Below are 24,314 nucleotides of genomic sequence, written 5' to 3'. Positions count from 1 at the left end.
AAAACAAAGCTCGCTGTTACCAGCGAGCTTTGTTTTACTTGATCCAAAAGTCTGCTAAGCGCTCTGTTTGGTCTCTTTGATAGAAGCAACAGCCGCTTTTTTATTCAATGCATAATACACACCGATTCCAAGCAAAACAAGAATTGAGCAGTAAAAGTATAAAGAACTAAATCCGACCTTCACAACGGTAAGTCCGACTATAAAGGAACCGATTCCGATGCCTAAATCGAAAATCGAAAGAAATGTCGCTGTTGCCAATCCTCTTCTTGCCGGAGGCGCCGCTTGAATCGCGAGCGTTTGAAAGCTTGGAAACAGCGTTCCCCATCCGAGGCCGATAAGGGCAGCTGCCGTTAGAAAAGAAGGTGCTGTTTTGGCTGCGCTTAGAAGGAACATGCCGCATGCAAAGCATACAATAGCGGGATATATAATACGATTGGCTCCATATATGTCGAACCATCTTCCAGTGAAAGGCCGAGATAACAGCAGAACGAAAGCATATATGACAAAGAAATAGCTCGCAGCCGCCGCTAAACCGATTTCCTTCGCATATATGGATACGAAAGAAAGAATAGAGGCATAGACTAATCCGAATAGAGCGGCTGTTAAGGATATACGAATGGCGGAAATCTCAAATAAGCTTTGTAGCTGTGCGTCTTTCACTGCAGGTTTGTTTTTCAACTGTTCTATCTTTGGAAGATGAATGAACAAGCCCATTATGAGTGCAAATAAAGCACAGCATGTACTAATCGTAAACACCATGTGTATGCCCCACTGACGAAAAATTGTCAAACCTAAAAACGGGCCTATTACCATTGCGAGATTCATAGACATCGCATAGTATCCCATTCCTTCTCCGCGCCGGAAATCGGGAATGATATCAGCAACAATGGTACCTGTAGCCGTCGTAGCCATGCCGAAACCGATTCCATGGAAAAAACGAAGAACGAGTAGGCCTGTCATAGAATTAGGAATAAAATAAAAGGCGCAGGCAGCTCCAAAAATGAGGAGCGATGTTATTAAAACCGGGCGCTTTCCGAAACGCTGAATCCATTGACCTGTCAACGGACGGCTAATGATGGCCGAAATCAAAAATACCGTTACGATCAAACCGGCTTCTGACTCACGGCCGTGCAGGCTTTGCAGTGCATAAATAGGCAGCGTGACCAGCAAAGCATAAAAGGTCAAGAACAGAAAAAAGCTGCTGCCGGAGACATTGATAAAATCTTTTGTCCATAATTTTGTTTTCAATTTACTTTCCTCCTGATAGCTGAAGCTGGTGAATCCATTCGGACACGAGTGCGTACAGCTCCTCTTGTGAAGACTCCGGAAAATGCGTGAGCAATGAGGCATTTACTTCCAAAATAGCATGCTCCCATTTCGGATATTCCGTAAGCGCCTGCTCCGTCAATTGAATATGCTTTGTTCGCTTATCCCCTCCTGGCACTTGTTTCACGTATCCTTGTTTAACAAGACGTTGAATCGTTCTCGTCATAGGCGGGGCTTCGACAGACAGGTATTCGCAAAGCTCTGTTTGCGTTAAAGTTCCTTTTACTTTTAACGTGTATAACACAGACCATTGTGCACTATAAATCCCAAACGGCTGTAAAGCTTCATTTACATTTTTGGTAAGGTTCCTGGACAACTGATGCACAGAGTGGAATAAGCTATGATTGTGTAACAAGATAATCACTCCTGAAATTGTTTATCTAGGTAAGTATATAATCAAAAATAACTGTTTATACAAAATAGTTACCTAGGTAAATGTATCATGAAAAAAGAGAAAGAGTCAAATTCATATACAAGTGAATAAAAAAATCGTTTTTTATAGTGGGGAGAGATTATCCGGCGACGTGCAGAAGCGATCAAACCTTTGTAGTGGTTCATGCAAGGGGAAACCAGAGAGAAGAAGCATACCATACTCCCTTTTGGTTGCACATCGCACATGGAAATGCCGAAATTATAATTCACTCATATGTAATTAGGAATTTTAATATAAATTAGCTTATTGGAGAGAAATCTATTAAAAGTCTCTTTCGCATACATATATAAAATAAGGGACAAAGCAGTACACAAGAGAGGAGGAAAAAATGATGTACCTGCATGGAACGAGTAAGATTAACGAAAAGGGACATTTGGAAATCGGCGGAGCAGATGCCGTTGAGATTACCGCAACGTACGGTACGCCTGTAATCGTATATGATGAAGAGTTGATTCGCGCACAGTGCCGGGCATATAAGCAAGCATTTCAAAAAGCTGGTGTTTCCTATAAAGTTTCTTACGCCAGCAAGGCTTTTCTCTGTATCAAGCTGGCTCACCTTATTCAAGAAGAGGGGCTCGCCTTGGATGTAGTTTCAGGTGGAGAACTGTATACGGCTTTACAGGCAGGATTTCCTGCGGAACGAATTCACTTTCATGGCAATAATAAAACAAAATCCGAAATCTGTATGGCTTTGGAAGCGAATATCGGATGTTTTGTCGTCGATAACTTTTGGGAGCTGGAGCTGCTGCATGAACTTGCAGAAGGACGCAAGCAGTCGGTAAATATTTTGCTTCGCATCACGCCGGGCGTAGAAGCGAGCACGCATGAATACATTACAACGGGGCAAGATGATTCGAAGTTCGGGTTCAGCGTAAAGAACGGTCAGGCGTTACAAGCGGTGCAAATGGTGATTGCAAAACCGCTTTATCGGCTTATCGGCATTCATTCGCATATCGGGTCGCAAATTTTCGAAACAAGCGGATTTATAAAATCCATTGAGATACTTGCTTGTTTTTTTAAACAGGTTCACAAAGAGACAGGACATACGATGGACGTATTGAACTTGGGCGGGGGGTTCAGCATTCGATACACAGACAAAGATGCCCCATTGCCAGTTCAACAATATATTGAGGTTATCATTCGTGAGACACGTAAACGGTTTGTTGATTATAAATATAAACTCCCTGCAATTTGGGTGGAGCCGGGTCGCAGTATTGTCGGAGAAGCGGGTACCACTTTGTATGCAATAGGAGCCATAAAGGAAATTCCCGGTGTACGCAAATACGTATCGGTCGATGGAGGAATGAGCGACAACATTCGGCCGGCGCTGTATAAAGCCCGGCATGAAGCCATGTTGGCAAATCGTGCATATGGGAGGCAAAAAGAGCTTGTGTCTATCGCCGGAAAATGCTGCGAATCAGGCGATATGCTCATTTGGAACGTTTTACTGCCGAAAGTGCAGCACGGAGATCTTTTAGCCGTCTCTTGTACGGGTGCCTACACCTATGCCATGGCCAACAACTACAACCGTATGCAGCGTCCCGCTGTAGTGTTTGCTTATAATGGGAAAGTGCAGGAAGTGATTCGAAGAGAGACGTACGAGGATTTGATTAGAAATGATATAGGGTGATTGGAGTCACCGAATATAATAAGGCAGTTAGTATTAACTGCTATATGTATTTTGTTAATTTAAGAAAAACTGAGCACGGGAAAACGCCCGTGCTCAGTTTTTTAGCTTTAGCTGCTTTCATTAGAATGTACTAGTGCTCATTCCGGCTTGGTGTTTAAAGGCTTCAGACGAGCTTCAATTTGTTTTCGCTGCGGTTCAAGAAACGGCGGCAAAGCGAGGGATTCGCCCAAATGCTCTATATCTTCGTCAGTATCGAAACCAGGTCCGTCCGTTGCCAGTTCAAACAGAATACCGTTCGGCTCTCTGAAGTAGAGGGAGCGGAAGTAAAAGCGGTCGACAAATCCGGAATTAGGAAATCCTGCTTGTTGGATTCGCTGCGCCCATTGACGAAGTTCGTCTTCATTGTCCACACGAAATGCAACGTGATGAACTCCGCCTCGGCCAAGGCGCTCAGGAGGAAGGTCCTTTCTTTCTTCCACGTGAACTTCCGCACCTGTTCCACCTTCGCCGGTTTCAAAAACCAAAATATCGGACTGACCATCTATGAAGGATGGATATTGTCCTTTTTTACGAAAGCCCATGAGTTCTGTCAAGACTTTCACGGTTGGTTCGGCAGAGCGGACAGTTAATTTGACCGGACCGAGCCCTCGGATTCCATACTCTTGAGGAACCGGGCTCTTATCCCAAGGAATTCCTCCTGCAACTCCTTCGTTTGTTTCGTCTGACACTAAGATGAAACGCTGCTCTTCAAAATCTTTAAAGGCAAGAGTAGAACGGCCGGCACGTTCCGCGATGTCCTCATGCTCAATATTCAATTCTTCAAAACGCTGCTTCCAATATGTTAATGCTTGATCATTTGGGACGCGAAGAGAGATGGCTGATATACTGCTGACTCCTTCGTAAGTGTGCCCAGCCATTGGAATTTCAAAGAAAGTCAACTCGGTTCCGGGGTTTCCTTTCTCATCTCCGTAAAACAAATGGTACACAGATGTGTCATCTTGATTGACCGTTTTCTTGATTAAACGAAGACCCAGCGCTTTTGTGTAAAAATCAAAGTTCTTTGAAGCTTTGGCAGTTAATGCGGATACGTGATGGATTCCTTTTAATTCCATAGTGATTGCCTCCTTAGTAAGGTGTTAATGAATAGTTTATCTTTACCAAATCTAATTTTTTTTGCAAAAACCAAATGTTTGAAATGATTTCAAGTATTACATTTTAAAAACATGATTTTAAATTAACTAACTTTATGTAAGTTAATATACTCCTTTGGAGGACTGTTTGTCAACTCATTATAAAAGTATAAAAACAGCTGCTTTTATTGTGTTCTGCAAAAAATTTGTAATTCATTAAAAGAGTGGTTATTATCTTTTGTAGAACAAAAAATAACTATTAAGCAGTTAAAAGAAAGAAAGCTTGTTTATTTTGAATTTTTTTCTCCGAATATAAGATTCACCTTGCACCATGCTAAAAGAGAATAAAAGTTGATCTTAAAGATAAACAGTAAGAGTCTGCATAGATATAAAATTGACTAGACAATAGTTGACTTGACAATTGTAGAAAGGGAATGTGATGAACAAATGAAATTGATGGATAAAGAAATTGTGAAACTGAAAGAGGTAATGGAGAGTTAATACAATAATTCAGATGGAATAAGAGTTTATCGCAGCGATGATAAGCTCTTGTTTTGTGTCGTATTGCAATCACACTTTTATGATAGGTGGAACGAAAACAATGACTAAAGCGTTAAAGGATATTTATAGCAAGGAGTTCATTTTTCATTTTGCGGGCGTAGTAAAACAAGTATATCAGGGGTTTCATGCGGAAGTTTTTTGTGAAATGATATTCGAGGGGAATTGGAAGGAAAAAGCACTTAAAGAGCGCATGAGACATATTACTAGATGTTTACATCAAACTTTGCCTCCCGATTATAGGGAAGCAATTGATATTTTGCTTCAGACGGTACCATATATACATGACCAAGAGTTGGCATATTTGTTTTTGCCGGATTTTGTGGAAGCGTATGGTTTGGATGATTGGGAAACTTCAATCTCTGCACTAGAAACCTTCACGCAATATACGACTTCTGAATTTGCAGTGCGGCCGTTTATTTTAAAAGACCAAGAACGAATGGTGATACAGATGGCACAGTGGGCAGTCCATTCCAATCACCGTGTAAGAAGATTGGCAAGTGAAGGATGTCGGCCGCGATTGCCTTGGGGGATGGCGTTGCAGGGTCTAAAGGGAAATCCGCTCCCCGTTATATCCGTATTGGAAAATTTGAAACAAGATGAATCGCTATACGTTCGAAAAAGTGTGGCCAATAATTTGAATGATATATCAAAGGACCATCCTGATTTTGTGCTGCGAATTGCCAAGGAATGGTATGGGAGCAATCCATATACAGATTGGATTGTTAAGCACGCGTGCCGTACGTTGTTAAAACAAGGAAATAAACAGGCCCTCTCCCTATTTGGCTTTGAAAATGCGTATGCCGTCCAAGTGGAAGATTTCTCATTAGATACTGATAGGGTCAGGATTGGCGACAGTCTCCATTTTTCATTCCGGGTTATCGCTGAAGATGAGATGCCGTGTACGGTTCGAATTGAATATGCTGTAGATTTTGTAAAAGCAAAAGGACATCGCTCGAAGCGAATGTTTAAAATAGCCGAAAATGTATTAAGAAAAGGCAGTGCCTTAGTATATAATAGAAAGCAAAATTTTAAGGATTTAACAACTAGGAAGCATTACGCAGGAGTTCATACGTTATCTATCCTAATTAATGGAGAAGTAAAGGCTTCTAAAGATTTTATAGTCGAGTAGAGCCTGATCTGTTTTGAATGGAAGAAGCCGAGGCTGTTTATTCGTTTGTAAAAGGAACTAAACGAATCTGGTGGAGGGGATGGATTGTATGAATGTAGCGACTTATTTATCTAGAATAGGCATGAATGCCGCTGTGAAAAGGCAGGGAGTGGAATTGCTTCGGGAATTGCAAGAGAAGCTGGAGAATGGTCTGCTGAGTATCAATTTACGACCATTCCCAGAACACTAAATGATTTCCAAGAGTTTTAAAGCAATACTTTAATATCAATTAAATACAAATTTTGTATTGGCACATGTTCACTCTTTTAATATGCATTACGCCAAGCCAAGTATATATACTAACCCATACCCTAAAACTGAGAGTAATATAGACCCAATTAAACCTGCTGCAAAAGACTTTAACCCCATCCGTCTAAACGCAGCAACATCCACGTTTAACCCTAATCCGGCCATTGCCATAGCAATCAGCATATATGCAACAAGCACTACACTGTTTGAAATAGAGGAAGAAAAAATTCCTAATGAATGAATCCCGCTCATCGCTAGAAATCCAAGAATGAACCAAGGAATAGGAATAGACTTCCATGAGGCTTTGGCATTTGAACTGTTTTGAGAACGTTCTTGTCGGTTTGACCATATACCTATAACAATAGCGACGGGTACGAGCAGTGCTACGCGCGTCAATTTTACGATAACTGCTGTATCTATAGCGATATTTCCTCCCGGAGCTGCAGCGGCGATAACATGGGCGATTTCATGAAGTGTGGCACCGGAAAAAACGCCGTACCCATGTGCTGATAATCCGATAACCGGGTAAAGTATCGTATAAATTAATGTAAAAATAGTCCCCAGTATAGCAACTGTCGCAGCTCCGATTGCCGTTTCATCGTCATTCGCTTTAATTTGAGACGAAATTGCGACGACAGCTGCAGCTCCGCAAATTGCTGTTCCGCATGCGGTTAAAATTCCCAGCTTCTTTTCAACTTTAAATAGACGACTTAATGCATAGACAACAATTAAGGTAAAAATGATATTAATAACTGCGATGGCAAATACTTTAGGACCGGCATGCAAAATATCAATTACATTCAGCCGCATGCCTAAAAGAATGATACCGAGGCGAAGCAGTTTCTTACTTGAAAAATTTGTACCTGCCGCTGCATAATCAGGCACCCCTGTCAAAGCCCTCCATGCCATGCCAATCAAAATGGCAATCACCAGTTGCCCCATAATACTTAAAAACGGGAGCTGTGCCAAGTATTTTGCAGCAATCGCAATCAGAAAGGTCAATCCGATTCCTATTGAAAAGCCTAGATAGTGCTGTTTTGGTTCAGCAAGTATTTGGTCCATTTATGAATCACTCCAATGTATGTTACATGTTCGGTATACATCCACTATAAAGAGAATTTAACAATAAGTGAAATATATATTTGATATGTTAATGATTAAAAAAACTTATGATAAAATAATAAGCGTAAGTGCGGTAAAGAGGAGGAGTGAAATGATTGTCGATACATTAAAAATTTTTGTAACAGTTGTAGAGCAAAAGCATTTTTCAAGAGCTGCCGAAATATTGAATCTGTCGCAGCCGGGCGTTAGTTTGCATATTCGGAATTTGGAAAACGAACTTGGCGTTAAGCTCATTACTCGTTCCCCCAAGCATGTACAGGTTACGGAGGCTGGAGAGATTTTATATATACGCTCTAAACAAATACTGTCTCATTATGAGGAAGCAAAGAAGGAAATCAATGAACTTTTTCATGTGGTAACCGGCAATTTGAGAATAGGCGCCAGCTTCACGATTGGTGAATATATTCTCCCTAAAGTGTTAGCGGAATATACAAACCAGCACCCCCGTGTAGACATACAAGTGATGATTTCTAATACAGAAGAAGTTATACAAGCTCTCCGGTTCAATACGATTGATATAGGACTAATTGAGGGGAAAGTCATACATGCGGATATAGAGGCAGACCCTTTCATGGAGGATGAAATGATTGTAATCGTTCCGCCGCAACACCCTCTTTCGCAGAGGAGAGTAATCGAAAAGGAGAGGCTGCAGAACCAAGTATGGATTCTTAGAGAACAAGGATCGGGAACACGTACTTATAGCGATCAGTTTATACGTGATTTACATTTAAAAATGCAGCGGCATTTTATTTTCAGTAGCATTCAAGGAGTAAAAGAGGCAGTTGCAGCTGGTTTGGGAATTGCCGTTTTATCAAGCTGGACAGTCCGGAAAGAGCTGGAAGCACGGGAAGTACATACATTTCGTATTAAGAATGTAACATTAAAAAGGCAATTTTCGATTGTACGCCAAAAGCAATCCGATGCTTCATCTAAAGCAGTAGAAGTTTTTTTACGGAAAATAGAAGAGTTTGCTGCTGAGCATAAGCTGTAAAACCTTAACAGCAAGATAAGTTATGATATTAAAGAATTTTACAATAAAGTGCTAAAGAATCCAAATAGTATGCCAAAAGATATGGAGTTTGAAGCGCTCTTGTATATCGCATCGGAAGCATACGAATATAAACATAATGAAGAGTTTGAATATGTGGCTGAATATGATTATGAAACATTTCGCAATAAAGAGAAATGGAAGGATTGAATCAGCAATTGATTAAAAAAAGCCCAACTACAGGGCTTTTTCACTAGGAATCTTCATTGGACCGAATCATCACGAAATGCTTCGTATATAGCATGCACAGCGAGTGCATCATCTTGTGCTCGGTGTGCTTGGGGAATGACATGACCGAAGTAAGAAGCTACATCTCCCAACTTGAAGGAGTTGATCTTATATTCCTGTTTGGCGCGCGCCAGCTTTCGTTTGGCGATACTGAGGGTGTCTTCTGTCTTTATCTTTAATTCTCCTTCAGTGTAGTGTTTCAAAAATGCGAGGTCGAAGGGCAGGTTATGGGCAATCAGCGGATGAGCGCCTGCAAACTCATAAAATTGCAGCAACGCCTCTTGAACAAGCGGAGCGCCCGCAACATCCGCGCTTGTGATACCTGTTAAATCGGTAATCTTCTTAGGTATACCCTTCTTCGGTTTTACAAATGTTTGAAAGACGGCAACCGGCCAGCCGTCAATTACTTTAACGGCAGCTATTTCAATAATTTCTGCACCTCTGCCAGGGTGAAAGCCAGTCGTCTCTAAGTCAAAAGCTACATACTCTCGATAAGGTTTCCGATTAGCGTATTTTAGCTGCAATTGCTTCTTCATCTCAGCAGTGATTTTTTTCAGCCCTTGGTCGTGCCAGGTTTGGAGTAATTCTAAATCGCCTTCAATGCAGCTAGTCATGTAATGCGGTGAATAACCGAGCGCTTTCCATTCAATAAATGGACTGGAGCGTAAATGTGAATGATGCTGGTTTGCTTCCGTCAGCAGCTCTAAACGTTTGGCAATGTTATTTTCCCGGTGGATGAACGTTGCTGTATGATTCAAAGCAAGCAAGCTCGGTATATATTGCTCTGCTTCCCGTGAAAAACACGTCCGGCATAAATGATGGGTTCCGCGGACACCGGATATAGCATCCTCACAACTTTGACAAATTGGAGCAAAAGAGGATGCTCGTTCTGAAGACTTCTCTAATGAGCGTTGCAGCCTATTCATAAAGTTTCCTCCTTTGTATATGCGGCTTTTTGCCATCTGCATAGAGTGATAGTTACATTATACAACTGTAAGAAGGAGAATGGATTATCTCTCATAACTTTTCTGTCTTGCAGAAATGAAAGAGGCAATGAGAAAGGTGCTGTAATTATTAAAAGGGAACCATTTTGAAATGGTTCCCCTTTCTGATTTACTACGTATGGTAAATACGTTATTGAAAAGATGAAATCTTTTTCTTAGCCGTGTAAAGTTTCCTTTAAGTTTGATTTATGTTTGCTTTTTTTTCCTTGCGCTATAGACATGATAGTTAAAGTAACGAGTATTATGACACAAACACTAGATCCTATTACATTATCTTTATTAAATAGAAAAGAGATAAAAATGACAGATAAGCATACTATGGCTGAGATGGTAGTATATGGGAACGCTCGGACGCGGAAAAAAGGCATATTTTCATATTTCGGCCGCAATTTCAATTGAGCAAGACAAATACTAATCCATAAAAGAATAACCGTGAATCCAGGTATAGACATAAGATAACCGATTACTTTATCAGGTGTCATGTATGCAAGCAATACTCCAGCTGCTAAACAAACACCATTTAATAAGATACCGAATACTGGAACACCCGTCTTTGATAGAGTAGAAAAAATCTTATGTGCTTCACCGTTTTGGGACATCGCATGCAATGTTCTTGATGTTGCATACATGCCGGAATTAGCTGCTGAAAGAACTGCAGTTAAAAGAACAAAGTTCATAATATGTGCTGCTCCCGGCAATCCAATTGCAGAAAATACTTGTACAAACGGACTATCTGTTCCTGAAACTTGATTCCAAGGAATTAAGCCGCATATCACAAGAATAGGAAGGACGTAAAAAATGACTACTCTCCATACCACTCCTTTGATAACACGGGGTAACACTTTTTCTGCGTCTTTGGTCTCTGTTATCGCTACCCCGATCAATTCAGAACCGCCGTATGAGAACATAACAATCAAAAATCCAGTCAAAATGCCTTTTATGCCATGAGGAAAGAAGCCCCCATGAGAAACATAGTTAGAGAAAGGCTGCTCCGGCGAAGATGAAGTAAATCCAAATAGAACGAGTGCACCTAACACGATAAATGCAATCAGTGCTGTTATTTTAATTCCTGCGAACCAGAATTCCAGTTCCCCGTAGTATTTTACTTGGAATGTATTTAATGCCACTATAAATATGGCACAAATGAGACTTAAAACCCATAGAGGAACCGTTGAAAACCAGTATTTCAAAAAGCTTCCTGCAGCTAGAATTTCTACAATTGTTACAATCATCCAATTTATCCAGTACAACCATCCAACCACAAAGGAAATTTGAAATCCAAAGGCCTTGTACATCAAGTGCTGAATATTAAGATTAGGATAAACAACAGCTAACTCGGCTAGTGCTGCCATCACGATTAATAGCAGAATCCCTCCTAATAGGTATGCAAAAATTACACTGGGGCCTGCTATATGTAATGTATCTGCACTCCCCTTAAATATTCCTGTACCAATCATCCCTGCCAAGGCAAGAAGTTGAACGTGCCTTGGCAATAACCCTCTTTTCAATTGTTGTTTTTCCATCTCTAAGTCTCTACCTTTCTATACTAATAAAATTTGTAAAGTTGTTGTTTCGCTTTTATCTTTTTTTGTTGTAAGTTCACTTCACAAGATAAACGAATCTTCCGTTCTAGTTTTTCACCTCCTTTATTCCATAAAAAAGTCCCTACTGGATTTCCAGTAGGGACGAATAGATTTCGCGGTACCACCCTAGTTGTGAGCATGCTTACGCTCACCACTTCATTACAATAACGGTTTTTACCGTCTTTCCCTTCATAAAGATAGTTAATCTTTATTACGAAAAAGATGCTCCGGGAGTGTAATTCACACTTAGATATGTACTGATTTGCACCAACCATCAGTTCTCTGTAACAGTGATCTAAGTCCTACTCGATTCCTTTCAACGCCTTATCTATTTTATTATGAGAATCCAAATAAAAAAGTCCCTACTGGATTTCCAGTAGGGACGAATAGATTTCGCGGTACCACCCTAGTTGTGAACATACTTACGCTCACCACTTCATTATAATAACGGTTTTTACCGTCTTTCCCTTCATAAAGACAGTCAATCTTTACTACGAAAAAGATGCTCCAGGAGTGTAATTCACACTTAGATATGTACTGATTTGCACCAACCATCAGTTCTCTGTAACAGTAATCTAAGTCCTACTTGATTCCTTTCAACGCTCTATATAAAAGTTTCATACACGTTAATTTCATTTGAATAAGTTATAGTCTAATAGTATATGAGTATCATTGTCAAGAACTTTAACATTTCCTATTATAAATAATCTAGTAAAAGATATAAGGGCTCACCACTTTTACTACTCCTTTCTCTATGTATCATTCAATTTGATGTTGCAAAGGGGAGTATTCACTTTTCTAAGAAAGCATGAATAAGGCTTCTATTCTGCTTAAGAAGAAAAGTTCTTTTATATAAGTTCACTTTGTTATTCCGACATATCTATCGTTTGCCACGTAGAACAAAAGGGAAACTGCGCTCCCTCTCTCTCTCCCTCTCCCTGCATGGGCTACGAAAAGGGTTTGACCGCTTCTACGCTTATTCGGATGATCTCTCCCCCCTAAAAGAAAAGTTTTATGTCGATTTTTTTAGTTGCATTTATATAGGTTTTATGGGCAACATTTAAGTTTAGTAAATGCAAGTTATACTTTACTTAAATGAACAAAAACGAATAAAATATTTATAAATGAATATTTTGAATATTTCAAGAAAGAAGGTGAACCATTTGATAGATATACAATACTTTGGTGATACGGAAGCCATCTTGGAATCTTTAAAGGATGATTTAATGGTTACAGATATAAATGGCATCATTCTAAAAGCTACAAAATCTACAGCTGCTATATACGGCCTTAAGTATGAGGATTTAATTGGCAGTTCCATTTATGAGTTAGAACGTGCTGGGATAATGACCCCTATTCTAACCCCTCTCGTTATTCAAAAACAAGAAAAGGTTACTCTTGTTCAGCTAACAATGACGGGGAAAAAGCTGCTTGTGACAGGCCTTCCTGTACTTAACGCAAAAGGGGATGTATATCGCATTGTAAGCTATTCACACGATGTTACAGATCTATTGGATATTCAAAATTATTTGCATCATATGCAAGATGAGCTGGAGCTTGTAAAGCTGGAGCTGCAGAGTCAATGGCAGCAGAAGTTTTTATCTCTAGGTTTAGTAGCTGATGATCCGGCTATGAGCAAAATAATGGAGACAATCCATCAAGTGGCGGAAGTAGACGTTAGTACTGTTTTACTTGGTGAATCGGGTGTAGGAAAGACAGCTATTGCAAGATATATACATAATGAAGGGCCTAGAAAAACCGGTCCGTTTATTGAGGTCAATTGTGGATCTATACCGGAATCGCTATTTGAAGCGGAGTTTTTCGGATATGAAGCTGGTTCTTTTACAGGTGCGAAAAAGAGTGGAAAGGTCGGGCTTGCGGAGCTTGCTGAGGGAGGAACTTTATTTCTTGATGAAGTAGGGGAGCTTTCTCTTGAGAATCAAGTGAAAATCCTGAAACTTATTGAAGAGAAGCAGTTTTATCGCGTCGGGGGCACGAAGCCACGAAAAGTAGATTTTCGCTTGATTGCTGCTACACATCGGAATCTGAAAGAATTTGTAGAGGAGAAGAAATTTCGGCAGGACTTATATTTCCGCTTAAACGTAATACCTATTATCGTTCCGCCGCTGCGTGAGCGGCCGGCAGACTTGATGAATTTTATTTATTTATTTTTGAATAAATTTTGTAAGCAATATGAAAGAGAACGGGAATTGGACGAAGCAGTTATACAATTTCTGCTGCGGCAAAAGTGGGAAGGGAATGTCAGAGAATTAATGAATTTAATGGAAAGGCTTGTTATTACGTCCCGCTCTAGATTAATTACAATAGAAAATATACCAGATTATTATAAGCAAGAGCATTACACTAAGAACTTTTCGGGCTCAGCCCGAACGCTTACTGAAACCTTAGAAATAGTAGAGAAGGAAGTATTATTAGAGGCTAAAAGAAAGCATAAAAAAACAGTGAAAATAGCCGAAGCATTAGGGATTAGTCAGCCTTCGGTAGTAAGGAAGCTGAAAAAATATGGAATCAATTAAGGATATTTGCTAGGGATGGCTATGCCATCTTTTTTCTTTTTAGTTTAAAAAAATGAGGGGTACCTCCCTGCTTGGCATAGTTCTTGCATTATTAAAAGGCGAGTAAAGAAATCGGGGAGGGAAACAATGTATAAGCCAAAAGATTCTTCTATGTCACCACGTTTTTGCGGTGTAAAAACGTTTATGAGACTCGAACAAAAAAGTACCACTGAAGGCGTAGATTTTGCTGTGTTGGGAGTTCCTTTCGATACGGCCCAATCTTATCGTGTAGGAGCACGTTTAGGTCCCAATCATATACGCAATGCTTCTAGCTTATTGCGTCCGTACAATCCAGACCAGGATATCGATATCTTTGAGTATTGTTCAGGTGTAGACTATGGGGATTTAGATGTTATACCGGGAAACATCCAGCGAACTTACGACAACATCGTAGAAGGATTGACACCTCTATTGCAAAAAGGAATAACCCCAATCATTTTAGGCGGGGACCATTCAATTTCCTTAGGAAACTTGAGAGCGTTCGCAAAGCAATTTGGTCCGATTGCGCTTATTCATTTCGATTCTCATAGTGATACATGGGATCACTATTATGGAGAAAAGTATATGCACGGAACCCCGTTTCGAAGAGCTGTTGAAGAGGGATTAATCGATGTAAGACACTCTATTCAAATCGGGATGCGCGGACCTTTATACGGGCCAAATGATATCGATGATGCAAGAGCGCTGGGATTTGAAGTCATCACAATGAAAGAAGTACGGAAAATAGGATATCAAGAAGTTCTTCAAAGAATCCATTCACGAGTTCAAAATGCATTGGTTTTTGTCTCATTCGACATAGATTTCATCGATCCGGCATATGCTCCTGGAACTGGAACACCCGAAATAGGGGGTCCTACTAGTATTGAAGCTGTTGAACTTGTTCAAGGATTGGATGGACTAAACATCGTGGGCTTTGATTTAGTAGAGGTTTTGCCTGCATACGATAGCGGAGAAATAACAGCTGTCGCAGCATCGAGCATCGCATATGAAATGATTACACTGGCGGCTTTGCAAAAGCGTCGAAGTTTAGTTGCTTCAAATAAATAATAAATACTGAGGAGAGGTGCATTCTTAATGAGCAAAATCGATATTATTGAGGTTCTTCTATATTTTGCACTCCTAATTATTGTTGGGGTTATCGGTTCCAAAAGAGCCAAAACATCCGAGGATTATGCTCTGGCTGGTAGGAACCTTGGCTTTTTCATGTATCTCGGCTGCCTGGCTGCTGTAATTTTAGGTGGTGCTTCGACAATCGGGACGGCTTCACTTGGTTATAAATTTGGTATTTCCGGTGCTTGGTTTGTGTTTTCGATTGGGCTTGGTATCGCTGTATTAGGTCTTTTCTTTATCACTAAAATTTCGAAATATAAAGTACTAACTATCAGTGAACTTTTAGGAAAGCGCTATAATGAGCGAGCGAGGCTCATTAGCGGCGTGGTGGCCGCCATTTATACGCTCATGGTATCAGTGACGCAGGTCATCGGGATCGGCACGATTTTTAACGTTCTTCTTGGCTGGGATTTAAAGATAACCATGGTTTTAGGCGGCGGAATTGTGGTGTTTTATACGATCCTCGGTGGCATGTGGAGTGTAACGGTTACAGACATCATCCAGTTTGTTGTCAAAACAACAGGTGTGTTTTTCATTATGCTTCCAATCTCGCTCTCTCATGCAGGTGGTTGGAAAGCGCTTACGGCGACGCTCCCAGCAAATTATTTCGATTTGTCCAACATGGGGTATGATAAGATTTTTCAATACTTTATGCTTTACACCCTGGGCATGGTAGTCTCGCAAGATATCTGGCAGCGTATTTTCACGGCGAAAACTGCGAAAATCTCTAAATGGGGCGCGATTTTCGCAGGTGCATACAGCGTTGCTTATGCGGTCGCTCTGAGTATTATTGGAATGTGCGGAGTGATTTTACTGCCTAACTTGGCTGATCCGCAGAATGTATTTGCACATATGGCAATTTCCATTCTGCCGCATGGTGTTCTAGGGATTATACTAGCAGCGGTTTGCTCGGCTCTAATGTCTACGTCTTCAGGTACATTGCTCGCGTCCTCCACAATTATAACGAATGATCTTTTAAAACAACACGTTTTAAAAAATATTAGCGATAAGCAGCTTGTTTTCGTATCACGTGTCACTACATTGACGGTTGGCCTGTTGGCAATTGTGTTTGCTCTTTGGATTCAAAATATATTGGTAGCATTAGATGTGGCATATGCGATCTTATCAGGCGCGATTTTTGTACCTACTGTAATGGGCTTTTTCTGGAAACGAGCTACAGCAAAAGCAGGCTTCTATTCGATTATTGTGAGTACAATTGTTGTTCTGGGAGGACTTGCGGTTGAAGGATTAAGCGCTACGAATCCGATACTTTACGGGATTGCAGCGGGGGTTGTAGTGATGTGCGTCACTACTCTACTTTTTAGCAAAAATGAAACAAGTTTAATCATGCATTCACAGGAGGAAGAACAGATTTTATCCTAAGGAAGTGAAAGCATAGAACTCGCGAGAAACTGAATTTGATCCTGTAAGCAACAAATTTCCTTCAGAAAAGCAAAATGGTCAATAGAGATGTTGATATGAAGCCATCTTAAATAAAATATAAAAATTATCTTTACACACAAGGATAGCAACAGCAGCACTAGGAAAATAAATCATTGCAAAGGAGAATTCATATGACTACAAATTGGAGCCATTTAATCGAAAGAATGCCGGAGCTATTAGCCCCAAGCATGGCTAAAGATCATCCAAATCTGCCGGTAATAAAAGAAGAAGGATGCTATTACTATGGGCTGGATGGCAAAAAGTATTTGGATTTCACATCAGGAATCGCGACGACGAACGTTGGACATCGTCATCCTAAAGTTGTACAAGCCATTAAAGACGGTGCCGATTCTCTTGTGCATGGTCCATCTGGAGTCATTATGTATGAAGCCATTTTACGCTTGGCAGAAGAGCTTGGGAAAATCCTGCCTGGGAACCTGGACTGTTTCTTCTTTGCCAATAGCGGCACAGAAGCGATAGAAGGTGCTATTAAGCTAGCGAAATATGTTACAAAGAGACCGTATGTCATTTCTTTTCTCGGCTGCTTTCACGGGCGTTCCATGGGCTCTTTGAGTGTAACTACTTCAAAAAGCAAATACAGAAAGTTTTTACAGCCTAATGGATTAACGTATCAAATTCCATATGCAAGTACGAAAGATTGTCCGCAAGGTATGGACCCAGAATTATATTGTATAGAGAAATTAGAAAGAGATTTTGCAACTCTCTTCAATCATCAGGTAACTCCGGAAGAAGTGGCGTGTGTCATTGTGGAGCCTGTCTTGGGAGAGGGGGGATATATTGTGCCGCCGGCAGGATGGCTCAAGAAAATCCGCGAGATTTGCGATCGCCATGGCATACTGTTAATTTTCGATGAGGTTCAAACAGGTTTTGGACGTACAGGCGATTGGTTTGCTGCTCAAGCATTTGGCGTAACGCCGGATATTATGGCAATTGCAAAGGGAATTGCATCCGGTCTGCCGCTTAGTGCAACTGTTGCATCAAAAGAATTAATGCAGCAATGGCCCCTTGGAACGCATGGAACTACTTTTGGAGGAAATCCTATTGCGTGCTCGGCTGCGCTTGCTACATTGGAAGTCATGAAGGAAGAAAGACTTGTAGAGAATGCGAAAGAAATGGGAAGCTATGCTGTACAAAAGCTCCATGAGCTAAAGAAGAAGCATTCTGTTATTGGTAATATTCGTGCTATCGGACTAATGATAGGGATTGAAATTGTTTATCCAGAAGCGCATACTCCGAATGGAGAGGGATTATTTAAAATTTTGGACATTGCACTGAAAAAGGGAGTATTATTTTATTTCTGTGGAAATTCAAGTGAGGTAGTTCGAATGATTCCTCCTCTTTCGGTAAATAAAGATCAGATCGATTATGGATTAGCTGTTCTAGACTCGGCGATCACGGAATACGAAGAAGAATTAAAAGTTTTAATTAGGAACTAAGGTGTTTCGTCTTAAAGAAACCCGCATGGCTTAGCCGCATCCCCGGATGAAAAAAACTGTTTTTTTTTCGGGATGGACTAGAGCAGCCTCCGTGTGAGATAGCGGTCAAACCCTTCAAGGTGTCCTCTAGGGGCGATAAAACCTACGGGTATATCCTTGTTGTATATCACGGGGTGTAAATAAGGAAATATCATTTTCACAGAAACACCTCTCTTGATAATATTTTAAAAATTCTGTATACTTAAAAATTCCTAAAAAGAAAGTGGAGACTTCCACTTTCTTTTTTTAGATAAGAATTCTTTCCTTTGTTTACAACCCATGCTGCTCGCAGTATACGACAAACAAACGAATCAATCTGTATGTTTCGTTACAAACACAGGGAGGCGTCTAAAAGGGTTTGTCTTTTACTACACGCAGCAGGCACACTATGCCCATCTAAAAAAGGACTGAGCACGGGCAGGTGCTTTGAAATTTCCGGCACAGTCTCCTTCTCCTACCCAGGAACTCGCAATCGAATGACTAGCAAAGAAGCCAAATGTAATAGTACGAAGGAGATTTTTTAGCATGAAGCAGCTTGTGAGTAGGAACTGCTTAAGTATGCATTAATCTATAATTATGAGAAAATTTTAATGTAATTCTAATCAATTTTTTAATATCTATTCAGTTTAACTTAAAAAACAATATGTAAAATAACTACAAAATGTATTGAGTAGAAAGTGAGTACTTTTTATGCAGAAGGTGATATTCAATCAAATTTATTTATAGAAGAGGCATTAGTCCATCTTATTTTTAGTAGGAGTTGTCATTGCAATATATCTTAAAGGAGAAAATATATGAGCGGATTTATTCATTCCTTTTTACTCATTCTAATGAAGTTAGGATACGCAGGAATTGCTCTCGGATTAATGGTAGAGGTGATTCCAAGTGAGATTGTGTTGGCATATGCAGGGTATCTCGTTTCACGAGGGGAAATCAATTTCTTAGGGGCAATTCTGGTCGGCACGATTGGGGGAGTCATTGCACAGTTATTTTTGTATTGGATTGGGAAATTCGGTGGAAGAGCATTTCTGAAAAAATACGGCAAGTTCTTTTTGATACGTGAGAAACATATTAGTGTAGCGGAAGCATGGTTTGAGAAGTATGGGGTAGGAGTTATTTTTACCGCCCGTTTTATTCCGGTCGTTAGACATGCCATTTCGATTCCAGCAGGTATTTCTAAGATGTCGTTCCGTAAATTCACCGTGTATACGACGTTGGCTATTCTTCCATGGTCAGCTTTTTTTATTTTTCTTGGACAGAAACTCGCATCAAATTGGGAACGAGTCAATGAAATGGCGAAACCGTATGTTCAACCGGTTATGGTAGTTGCAATATTGGCATCCATCGTCTATCTAATTGTCTTGACTAGAAAAAGAAACACACAGCATCATGCTTAAGGCAGAGCCTTTCGCACAACTGATAGTACTTATGATAAATTAGCGAAACGGGTTCCTATATTATTAAGGTATAACCATACGTCACAAAATGATATGTAGTTATAAAAAGAGCCTATGCATGTAGCACATAGGTTCTTTTATATTAGATGTTATAATTAGGTAACAATTAGGTTATATCTTAAATTACGGCTTAAAATGCTGTTAATAATAATTATGTTGGTATCAGAAGTAAATGGTGTTGAATAAAATTAGCAGTGTACTTCTCGTTTTTTGTATTCTTGTTTTAGGCTGTACGCATAAGGCGTTATTTTTTGTATGGATAAGAGAAGGAGGAGCGCTTTCTGTATTCATAAGTATCGTATTCGTCATTTTAATAATAAATTATGTTTTTATTTATAAAAAAATCGAAATTTGAGATAGGATTCAAAAACTACAGGAGAAAGAAAGGATTGTAGGAGGTCAGCTAGAATGAACTTGAAGATATGGAACAAGGGAGCTAATATATATGAAACCAAGCCGAAGAGATAAGATTCTTATTCTTTCTAGCACCTTTGGGGAAGGACATCAACAGGCTGCCTATGCGATTCATGAAGCTACGCAGCTACGCCAACCGGTTATGGAATCAGTTGTTTTGGATTTTATGGCATGGGCTCATCCTTACCTATATCCTGCTAGTCATTATCTCTATATGAAAGGAATTCAAATTTTTCCTGCTATATATGATTATTTGTATCAAAAAACTAGGAGAAGAAATTCCTTTTCAATGAGTCTTAAAACAATTTTATCACTTGAGAAGGGTCAAATGTTAAAGTTATTGCAGGAGGTTCAGCCGTCGGTAGTTGTGAGTACATTTCCTTATCCGGCAGCAATCATGTCGAAGTTAAAGGAATACGGATTAACAACTGTCCCAACTGTCACCATTATTACAGATTATACCGATCACAGCTATTGGATTCATCCTTATACTGACCAATATATCGTCGGATCAAGCCTGATTCGACAAGCTTTGCATCGCCAAGGAATTCCAGATGATAAAATCACCGATACAGGAATCCCTATTAAAGCGGCATTTTCTAATTTCCACTCCAGTGAAAGGTTGGCTATGAAATATGGGTTAGATTCAAAGGTGCCTACGATACTGGTGATGGGTGGAGGATACGGAATGATGGGCGATGGATTATCAATATTTCAAGTTTTAAATGAGTTACCAGAACCGATACAGATTCTGATTGTATGTGGTCACAATGAGAAATTGCGGCATCAAGTAAGAGAGGGACTGAAGCACTCGAAGCATCGTATCCATTTGGCGGGATATATTGACTATGTGCATGAGCTCATGGCTGTTTCTAATCTTATTATTACAAAAGCAGGCGGAATAACAACTTCAGAAGCTCTAGCGATGGGGTTGCCTATGCTGCTTTATAACCCTCTGCCTGGACAGGAACAGGATAATGCACGATTTTTGGTGCAATCGGGAGTCGCGGTACAGGCTGAAAATCTTACTGATTTACGTACTAAACTCTCCAACATGTTATGTAATCCAAAGTTCTTATCGAACATGAAAGAGAATGCGAATCGATTTCATGCAAAAGCGGCCACTGCTGCCGCTCTGGATGTTATTGTTCGGGCAAGCCATCAAGAACCTAGTCCCATTGCCAAACTTGCTCAGGATAGGCCTATTAAATTTCAGTCTTAATTACAAAATCTGATATAGATAACAATATGTAATACAGTGAGGTGAGAGATTTAACATGGAGAATATATTACTATGGACGGCTTTAACTCTATTGTTGGCATATGGAATTATTCCAAGTATACTGTCACGCGGTTTAGGTTTAGGTGTATTTCAAAGAAGCCGCACGAACCATGAGGTAGCCTTCACATTCGATGATGGTCCCGATCCGAAGTATACACCACAACTCCTTGATCTTCTAAAGAAATATAATATCAAAGCCGCATTTTTTGTCTTAGGCTCGAAAGCAGAACAAGTTCCTGAATTGATTATTCGTATGCATCAAGAAGGACATTTGATTGGAATTCATAATTATGTACATCGGTCCAATTGGTTAATGACACCTTGGACAGTACGTCGTCAACTGAATCGTTCCGCTTCAATTATTGAACGAATTACAGGTGTGCGTCCGGTCTACTACCGCCCTCCATGGGGATTATTAAACTTGTTTGATTTTTTATTACACAAAAAATTTCAGGTTGTATTATGGTCTATAATGGTAGGTGATTGGCGAAGTAGGGGCGGGAGTGAAAGAATTAAAAGAAGACTGCTTCATAAGATGCACGGAGGAGCTGTCATTGTTTTACACGACAGTGGAGAAACATGGGGAGCCGATATAGATGCACCTTTACACACCATCAAGGCATTAGAGGATGTTTTCAAAGAGATCCGATTTCGGGATTATACATGTGTGCGGATAGATGAAATGATTCCGCTAGAAAACAGAATTAAGTTAAGCTAGAAACAGCACTATATAAATGCAACTAAAAAATCGACATAAAAACTTTTCTTTTAGGGGGGAGAGAGCATCCGACTAAGCATAGAAGCGGTCAAACCCTTTTCGTGGCCCATGCAGGGGTAAGCCATAGAGAGGGAGCGAGTGCAGTTTCCCTTTTGTTCTACGTGGCAAACGATAGATATGTCGGAATAACAAAGTGGACTTATATAGATATATCTGCCTTATGTTAATTATAAAAAATATAAAGCTATTATTAAAGATAAGTAAAGTAAGAAACACGATACAGGTTCATCTGTATCGTGTTTCTTTTCCAATTATGGAGCAGCAGTACCAGTATCTCTAATTTGTCACCCTATTTTTTATGGTTAAGTGATTTTTTTAATATTCCAATAGGTAAGCTTGTAAAAACTAAAGACATAATAGCATCCCGCGGTCTAATATGTTTGTCTAGATTTTAATGAAAATGATGAATGATATCTCAGGGTATTTCTGCTAAAACCGAAATTCCATTTCCTTAATTAGCATTTTGCGCTACCTTATGTTGATAAAAAGAGTGCAGGATATCTGACGTGATTTGGTGAGAACTTTCTTTTTTGTATAAATTCTCTAACGCTGTACGCATCTTATCCAATTTATTGGAGTGAGATAGCAAATGCAATGTTTCTTGAACAACTGTTTCTTTGTTCCTCAAAACAATTGAGGCTCCTTTTATATCAAAGAACATGGAATTTTCTTTTTCTTGGCCTGGAACAGCTTTATATAAAATGGTCGGAAGTTTTTTGGCAATTGCTTCTGATAAAGTAATGCCTCCAGGTTTTGTAATCATTACATCTGCTACTTCATACAATTCATGAATATGTTCTACATATCCAAAAACCTTTAGTTGATGTTTATACATTGTTTGTATGTTTTGTAATTGATTATACAAGCGTTCATTTCGCCCGCAAACTACTATCACTTGGGTGTCACTTTCACGCAACAGGCGACTCGTAATCCATTTGATATTCTTTACAACCCCTTGCGCACCAGCCAAGATAAGGATTTTTTTTCGATTTGGATCTAGTTTGTATGTTTGTATCACATCCCCATAACTTTTAATACTTTCAAATTCCTTTCGGATGGGGATTCCGCTTACATATATCTTTTCAATCGGAATTCCGTTTGAGAGAATTTTGTGCTTTACTTCTTCTGTAGCTACATAGTAGCGATCTATCTCATCATGAAGCCATGTGCGATGAAGGCAGTAATCTGTTACAATTGTGTAAAGCTGAAATTTCCCCTTTGTTTTTTTCCTCCATTCAGGAACCGTTCCAACTGGAAATGTAGTGATAACAATATCAGGCTGTTCGGTTTGTAAAAGAGCCTCGAGCCTTTGCTCGCCTAGTTTTACATACCAATGAGTAGCTTTTGTTCCATACATTTTGTCCATGAAATAGAAGAAGTGTTTATAGAAAAATGAACCATATGTGAATGCTTGTTTATATAGAAACTTTGCTATTTCATTCCAACGAGGATATGCTTCAGCATATAAATCATGAACTTGTACGGTACCTACCCCAAATTCCTCGAATGCATGCTTTAATACATTCGATACTTGATAATGCCCATTTCCGAAACTGGCTGTAATGAGTAATATTTTAGGCTGTTTTATCATAATCCTCATCCTTTACAGTAATTTACTAAAAGCTCTTTCTTATAGACTACATACTTGTTGTATACTACTTCATAATAAAAGCGTTCAAATGATGTACTATCCCTTATCTTTTTTGCTTGTTAAGCTTTTTGAAGAATCCCGTTATATTAGGATACAGGAGACGATGCGTGAGAAAATATTCAACATATCTAAAGTTGATACGAACAAGTGTTTTTTAATATAATGAATTTGATACCATTGTGGTCCCAGTTACCTAATCAAACAACTGCAGAGGTTCATATGAAAGTCTTAATCATAGAGCATGTAAATATGTGCTGGGAAATGGTAGTGCCAATAATGCTAAAAACAAATTGCTAAACAGTAGCGTATAACCGTAATGGAATGTCACATAATCCTTTCCTAACGATGGGCGATGCTTACTTTGTACTATAAACCGCTTCTCCAACATTTTCATGAATCGTACATGAGAAGTTTATGAGAAGGAAATGAAAAGTTTTTAAGGTTAGAAAATGTTGCTTATAATTTTAAAACATAATTCCCAATTTCATTGTTTTGAAGCAACCGAAGAATTTCGTTTATGAGAAATTTCTCATCAATTTATTAAGTCTCTTTTACTTTCTATTAAGTGTCCTTTAAAAAGAAAAGTGTAAGATATGCATAACACAAGGGAAACCATTAGTATCAG

Annotated in this window: 19 protein-coding genes and 2 other annotated features; of the genes, 12 read left to right on the top strand and 7 right to left on the bottom strand. The window is 39.5% G+C overall.

Annotated features, from left to right (window positions below):
• Positions 1-54 precede the first annotated feature (54 nt).
• Both H540_RS0102670 and H540_RS28810 read right to left on the bottom strand, forming a co-directional pair.
• The gene (locus tag H540_RS0102670) at positions 55-1,248 is read right to left on the bottom strand and encodes an MFS transporter (protein WP_028399302.1); all 1,194 of its coding nucleotides are present in this window, start codon (positions 1,246-1,248) and stop codon (positions 55-57) included.
• Position 1,249: 1 nt separating this feature from the next.
• A complete protein-coding gene (locus H540_RS28810) occupies positions 1,250-1,681 on the bottom strand; it encodes a MarR family winged helix-turn-helix transcriptional regulator (protein WP_034670188.1) in 432 nt (143 codons plus the stop codon).
• Positions 1,682-2,090: 409 nt separating this feature from the next.
• On the opposite strand from H540_RS28810, the gene lysA reads away from it, so the two are divergent.
• Complete coding sequence (gene lysA, locus H540_RS0102660; RefSeq protein WP_028399301.1) at positions 2,091-3,389, top strand: diaminopimelate decarboxylase; 1,299 nt, start codon at positions 2,091-2,093, stop codon at positions 3,387-3,389.
• 137 nt (positions 3,390-3,526) lie between these two features.
• Here the strand turns inward: lysA and H540_RS0102655 are convergent, their stop codons facing one another.
• A complete protein-coding gene (locus H540_RS0102655) occupies positions 3,527-4,501 on the bottom strand; it encodes a ring-cleaving dioxygenase (RefSeq protein ID WP_028399300.1) in 975 nt (324 codons plus the stop codon).
• Between the two features lie 619 nt (positions 4,502-5,120).
• Between H540_RS0102655 and H540_RS0102650 the strand changes: the two genes are divergently transcribed.
• On the top strand, positions 5,121-6,209 hold the full coding sequence (locus H540_RS0102650) for a DNA alkylation repair protein (protein ID WP_028399299.1): 1,089 nt from the start codon (positions 5,121-5,123) through the stop codon (positions 6,207-6,209).
• An 88-nt stretch (positions 6,210-6,297) separates the two neighbouring features.
• Positions 6,298-6,438, top strand: a complete 141-nt coding sequence (locus H540_RS32895) for a hypothetical protein (RefSeq protein WP_155890916.1) — start codon at positions 6,298-6,300, stop codon at positions 6,436-6,438.
• Between the two features lie 86 nt (positions 6,439-6,524).
• On the opposite strand, the gene H540_RS0102640 is transcribed toward H540_RS32895, so the two are convergent.
• A complete protein-coding gene (locus H540_RS0102640; RefSeq protein ID WP_028399298.1) occupies positions 6,525-7,559 on the bottom strand; it encodes a YeiH family protein in 1,035 nt (344 codons plus the stop codon).
• Positions 7,560-7,710: 151 nt separating this feature from the next.
• Between H540_RS0102640 and H540_RS0102635 the strand changes: the two genes are divergently transcribed.
• Positions 7,711-8,610, top strand: a complete 900-nt coding sequence (locus H540_RS0102635; RefSeq protein WP_028399297.1) for a LysR family transcriptional regulator — start codon at positions 7,711-7,713, stop codon at positions 8,608-8,610.
• 69 nt (positions 8,611-8,679) lie between these two features.
• Complete coding sequence (locus tag H540_RS32890) at positions 8,680-8,817, top strand: hypothetical protein (RefSeq protein ID WP_155890915.1); 138 nt, start codon at positions 8,680-8,682, stop codon at positions 8,815-8,817.
• A 53-nt stretch (positions 8,818-8,870) separates the two neighbouring features.
• On the opposite strand, the gene H540_RS31270 is transcribed toward H540_RS32890, so the two are convergent.
• Together H540_RS31270 and H540_RS0102620 are read right to left on the bottom strand one after the other, a co-directional pair.
• A complete protein-coding gene (locus tag H540_RS31270) occupies positions 8,871-9,821 on the bottom strand; it encodes a 3'-5' exonuclease (protein WP_051316963.1) in 951 nt (316 codons plus the stop codon).
• 233 nt (positions 9,822-10,054) lie between these two features.
• Positions 10,055-11,422 carry an amino acid permease gene (locus H540_RS0102620; RefSeq protein ID WP_028399296.1) on the bottom strand — a complete coding sequence of 456 codons (1,368 nt, stop codon included), beginning with the start codon at positions 11,420-11,422 and terminating at the stop codon, positions 10,055-10,057.
• A 155-nt stretch (positions 11,423-11,577) separates the two neighbouring features.
• Positions 11,578-11,811: a binding site (T-box leader), on the bottom strand.
• 46 nt (positions 11,812-11,857) lie between these two features.
• Positions 11,858-12,091 (bottom strand) — a binding site (T-box leader).
• Between the two features lie 554 nt (positions 12,092-12,645).
• Here H540_RS0102620 and H540_RS0102610 point away from each other — a divergent pair.
• From H540_RS0102610 to H540_RS0102575, 7 genes are all read left to right on the top strand, one after another.
• Positions 12,646-14,019, top strand: coding sequence for a sigma-54 interaction domain-containing protein (locus tag H540_RS0102610; protein WP_028399295.1), 1,374 nt, complete (start codon positions 12,646-12,648; stop codon positions 14,017-14,019).
• 126 nt (positions 14,020-14,145) lie between these two features.
• A complete protein-coding gene (gene speB, locus H540_RS0102605; protein ID WP_028399294.1) occupies positions 14,146-15,105 on the top strand; it encodes an agmatinase in 960 nt (319 codons plus the stop codon).
• A gap of 27 nt (positions 15,106-15,132) precedes the next feature.
• Positions 15,133-16,551 (top strand): sodium:solute symporter family protein, encoded by a 1,419-nt coding sequence (locus H540_RS0102600; RefSeq protein ID WP_028399293.1) that lies wholly within the window; start codon positions 15,133-15,135, stop codon positions 16,549-16,551.
• Positions 16,552-16,742: 191 nt separating this feature from the next.
• Positions 16,743-18,068, top strand: coding sequence for an aspartate aminotransferase family protein (locus tag H540_RS0102595; protein ID WP_028399292.1), 1,326 nt, complete (start codon positions 16,743-16,745; stop codon positions 18,066-18,068).
• Between the two features lie 833 nt (positions 18,069-18,901).
• Positions 18,902-19,504 carry an undecaprenyl phosphate transporter UptA gene (uptA, locus tag H540_RS0102590; RefSeq protein ID WP_028399291.1) on the top strand — a complete coding sequence of 201 codons (603 nt, stop codon included), beginning with the start codon at positions 18,902-18,904 and terminating at the stop codon, positions 19,502-19,504.
• Positions 19,505-20,009: 505 nt separating this feature from the next.
• Positions 20,010-21,200 (top strand): MGDG synthase family glycosyltransferase, encoded by a 1,191-nt coding sequence (locus tag H540_RS28800; RefSeq protein WP_051316961.1) that lies wholly within the window; start codon positions 20,010-20,012, stop codon positions 21,198-21,200.
• A gap of 55 nt (positions 21,201-21,255) precedes the next feature.
• Positions 21,256-21,978 (top strand): polysaccharide deacetylase family protein, encoded by a 723-nt coding sequence (locus H540_RS0102575; protein ID WP_028399290.1) that lies wholly within the window; start codon positions 21,256-21,258, stop codon positions 21,976-21,978.
• A 511-nt stretch (positions 21,979-22,489) separates the two neighbouring features.
• Here the strand turns inward: H540_RS0102575 and H540_RS0102570 are convergent.
• Positions 22,490-23,629: an MGDG synthase family glycosyltransferase gene (locus H540_RS0102570; RefSeq protein ID WP_028399289.1), complete on the bottom strand. Its 1,140-nt coding sequence runs from the start codon at positions 23,627-23,629 to the stop codon at positions 22,490-22,492.
• Positions 23,630-24,314: the final 685 nt, after the last annotated feature.

This window comes from Ectobacillus panaciterrae DSM 19096 (genome assembly GCF_000430785.1).
GTDB lineage: Bacteria > Bacillota > Bacilli > Bacillales > Bacillaceae_G > Ectobacillus > Ectobacillus panaciterrae.
Note: the sequence above shows the minus strand (reverse complement) of the source record. Positions and strands in the feature narration are given on the sequence as shown.

Excerpts from the sequence above, each read along its gene's own strand:
- H540_RS0102655 (WP_028399300.1), bottom strand. The coding sequence starts at position 4,501 with ATGGAATTAAAAGGAATCCATCACGTATCCGCATTAACTGCCAAAGCT.
- speB (WP_028399294.1), top strand. The coding sequence starts at position 14,146 with ATGTATAAGCCAAAAGATTCTTCTATGTCACCACGTTTTTGCGGTGTA.
- H540_RS0102570 (WP_028399289.1), bottom strand. The coding sequence starts at position 23,629 with ATGATAAAACAGCCTAAAATATTACTCATTACAGCCAGTTTCGGAAAT.
- uptA (WP_028399291.1), top strand. The coding sequence starts at position 18,902 with ATGAGCGGATTTATTCATTCCTTTTTACTCATTCTAATGAAGTTAGGA.
- H540_RS28800 (WP_051316961.1), top strand. The coding sequence starts at position 20,010 with ATGAAACCAAGCCGAAGAGATAAGATTCTTATTCTTTCTAGCACCTTT.
- H540_RS0102575 (WP_028399290.1), top strand. The coding sequence starts at position 21,256 with ATGGAGAATATATTACTATGGACGGCTTTAACTCTATTGTTGGCATAT.
- lysA (WP_028399301.1), top strand. The coding sequence starts at position 2,091 with ATGTACCTGCATGGAACGAGTAAGATTAACGAAAAGGGACATTTGGAA.
- H540_RS32895 (WP_155890916.1), top strand. The coding sequence starts at position 6,298 with ATGAATGTAGCGACTTATTTATCTAGAATAGGCATGAATGCCGCTGTG.
- H540_RS31270 (WP_051316963.1), bottom strand. The coding sequence starts at position 9,821 with ATGAATAGGCTGCAACGCTCATTAGAGAAGTCTTCAGAACGAGCATCC.
- H540_RS0102600 (WP_028399293.1), top strand. The coding sequence starts at position 15,133 with ATGAGCAAAATCGATATTATTGAGGTTCTTCTATATTTTGCACTCCTA.
- H540_RS0102595 (WP_028399292.1), top strand. The coding sequence starts at position 16,743 with ATGACTACAAATTGGAGCCATTTAATCGAAAGAATGCCGGAGCTATTA.
- H540_RS0102640 (WP_028399298.1), bottom strand. The coding sequence starts at position 7,559 with ATGGACCAAATACTTGCTGAACCAAAACAGCACTATCTAGGCTTTTCA.
- H540_RS0102650 (WP_028399299.1), top strand. The coding sequence starts at position 5,121 with ATGACTAAAGCGTTAAAGGATATTTATAGCAAGGAGTTCATTTTTCAT.
- H540_RS0102635 (WP_028399297.1), top strand. The coding sequence starts at position 7,711 with ATGATTGTCGATACATTAAAAATTTTTGTAACAGTTGTAGAGCAAAAG.
- H540_RS0102620 (WP_028399296.1), bottom strand. The coding sequence starts at position 11,422 with ATGGAAAAACAACAATTGAAAAGAGGGTTATTGCCAAGGCACGTTCAA.
- H540_RS32890 (WP_155890915.1), top strand. The coding sequence starts at position 8,680 with ATGCCAAAAGATATGGAGTTTGAAGCGCTCTTGTATATCGCATCGGAA.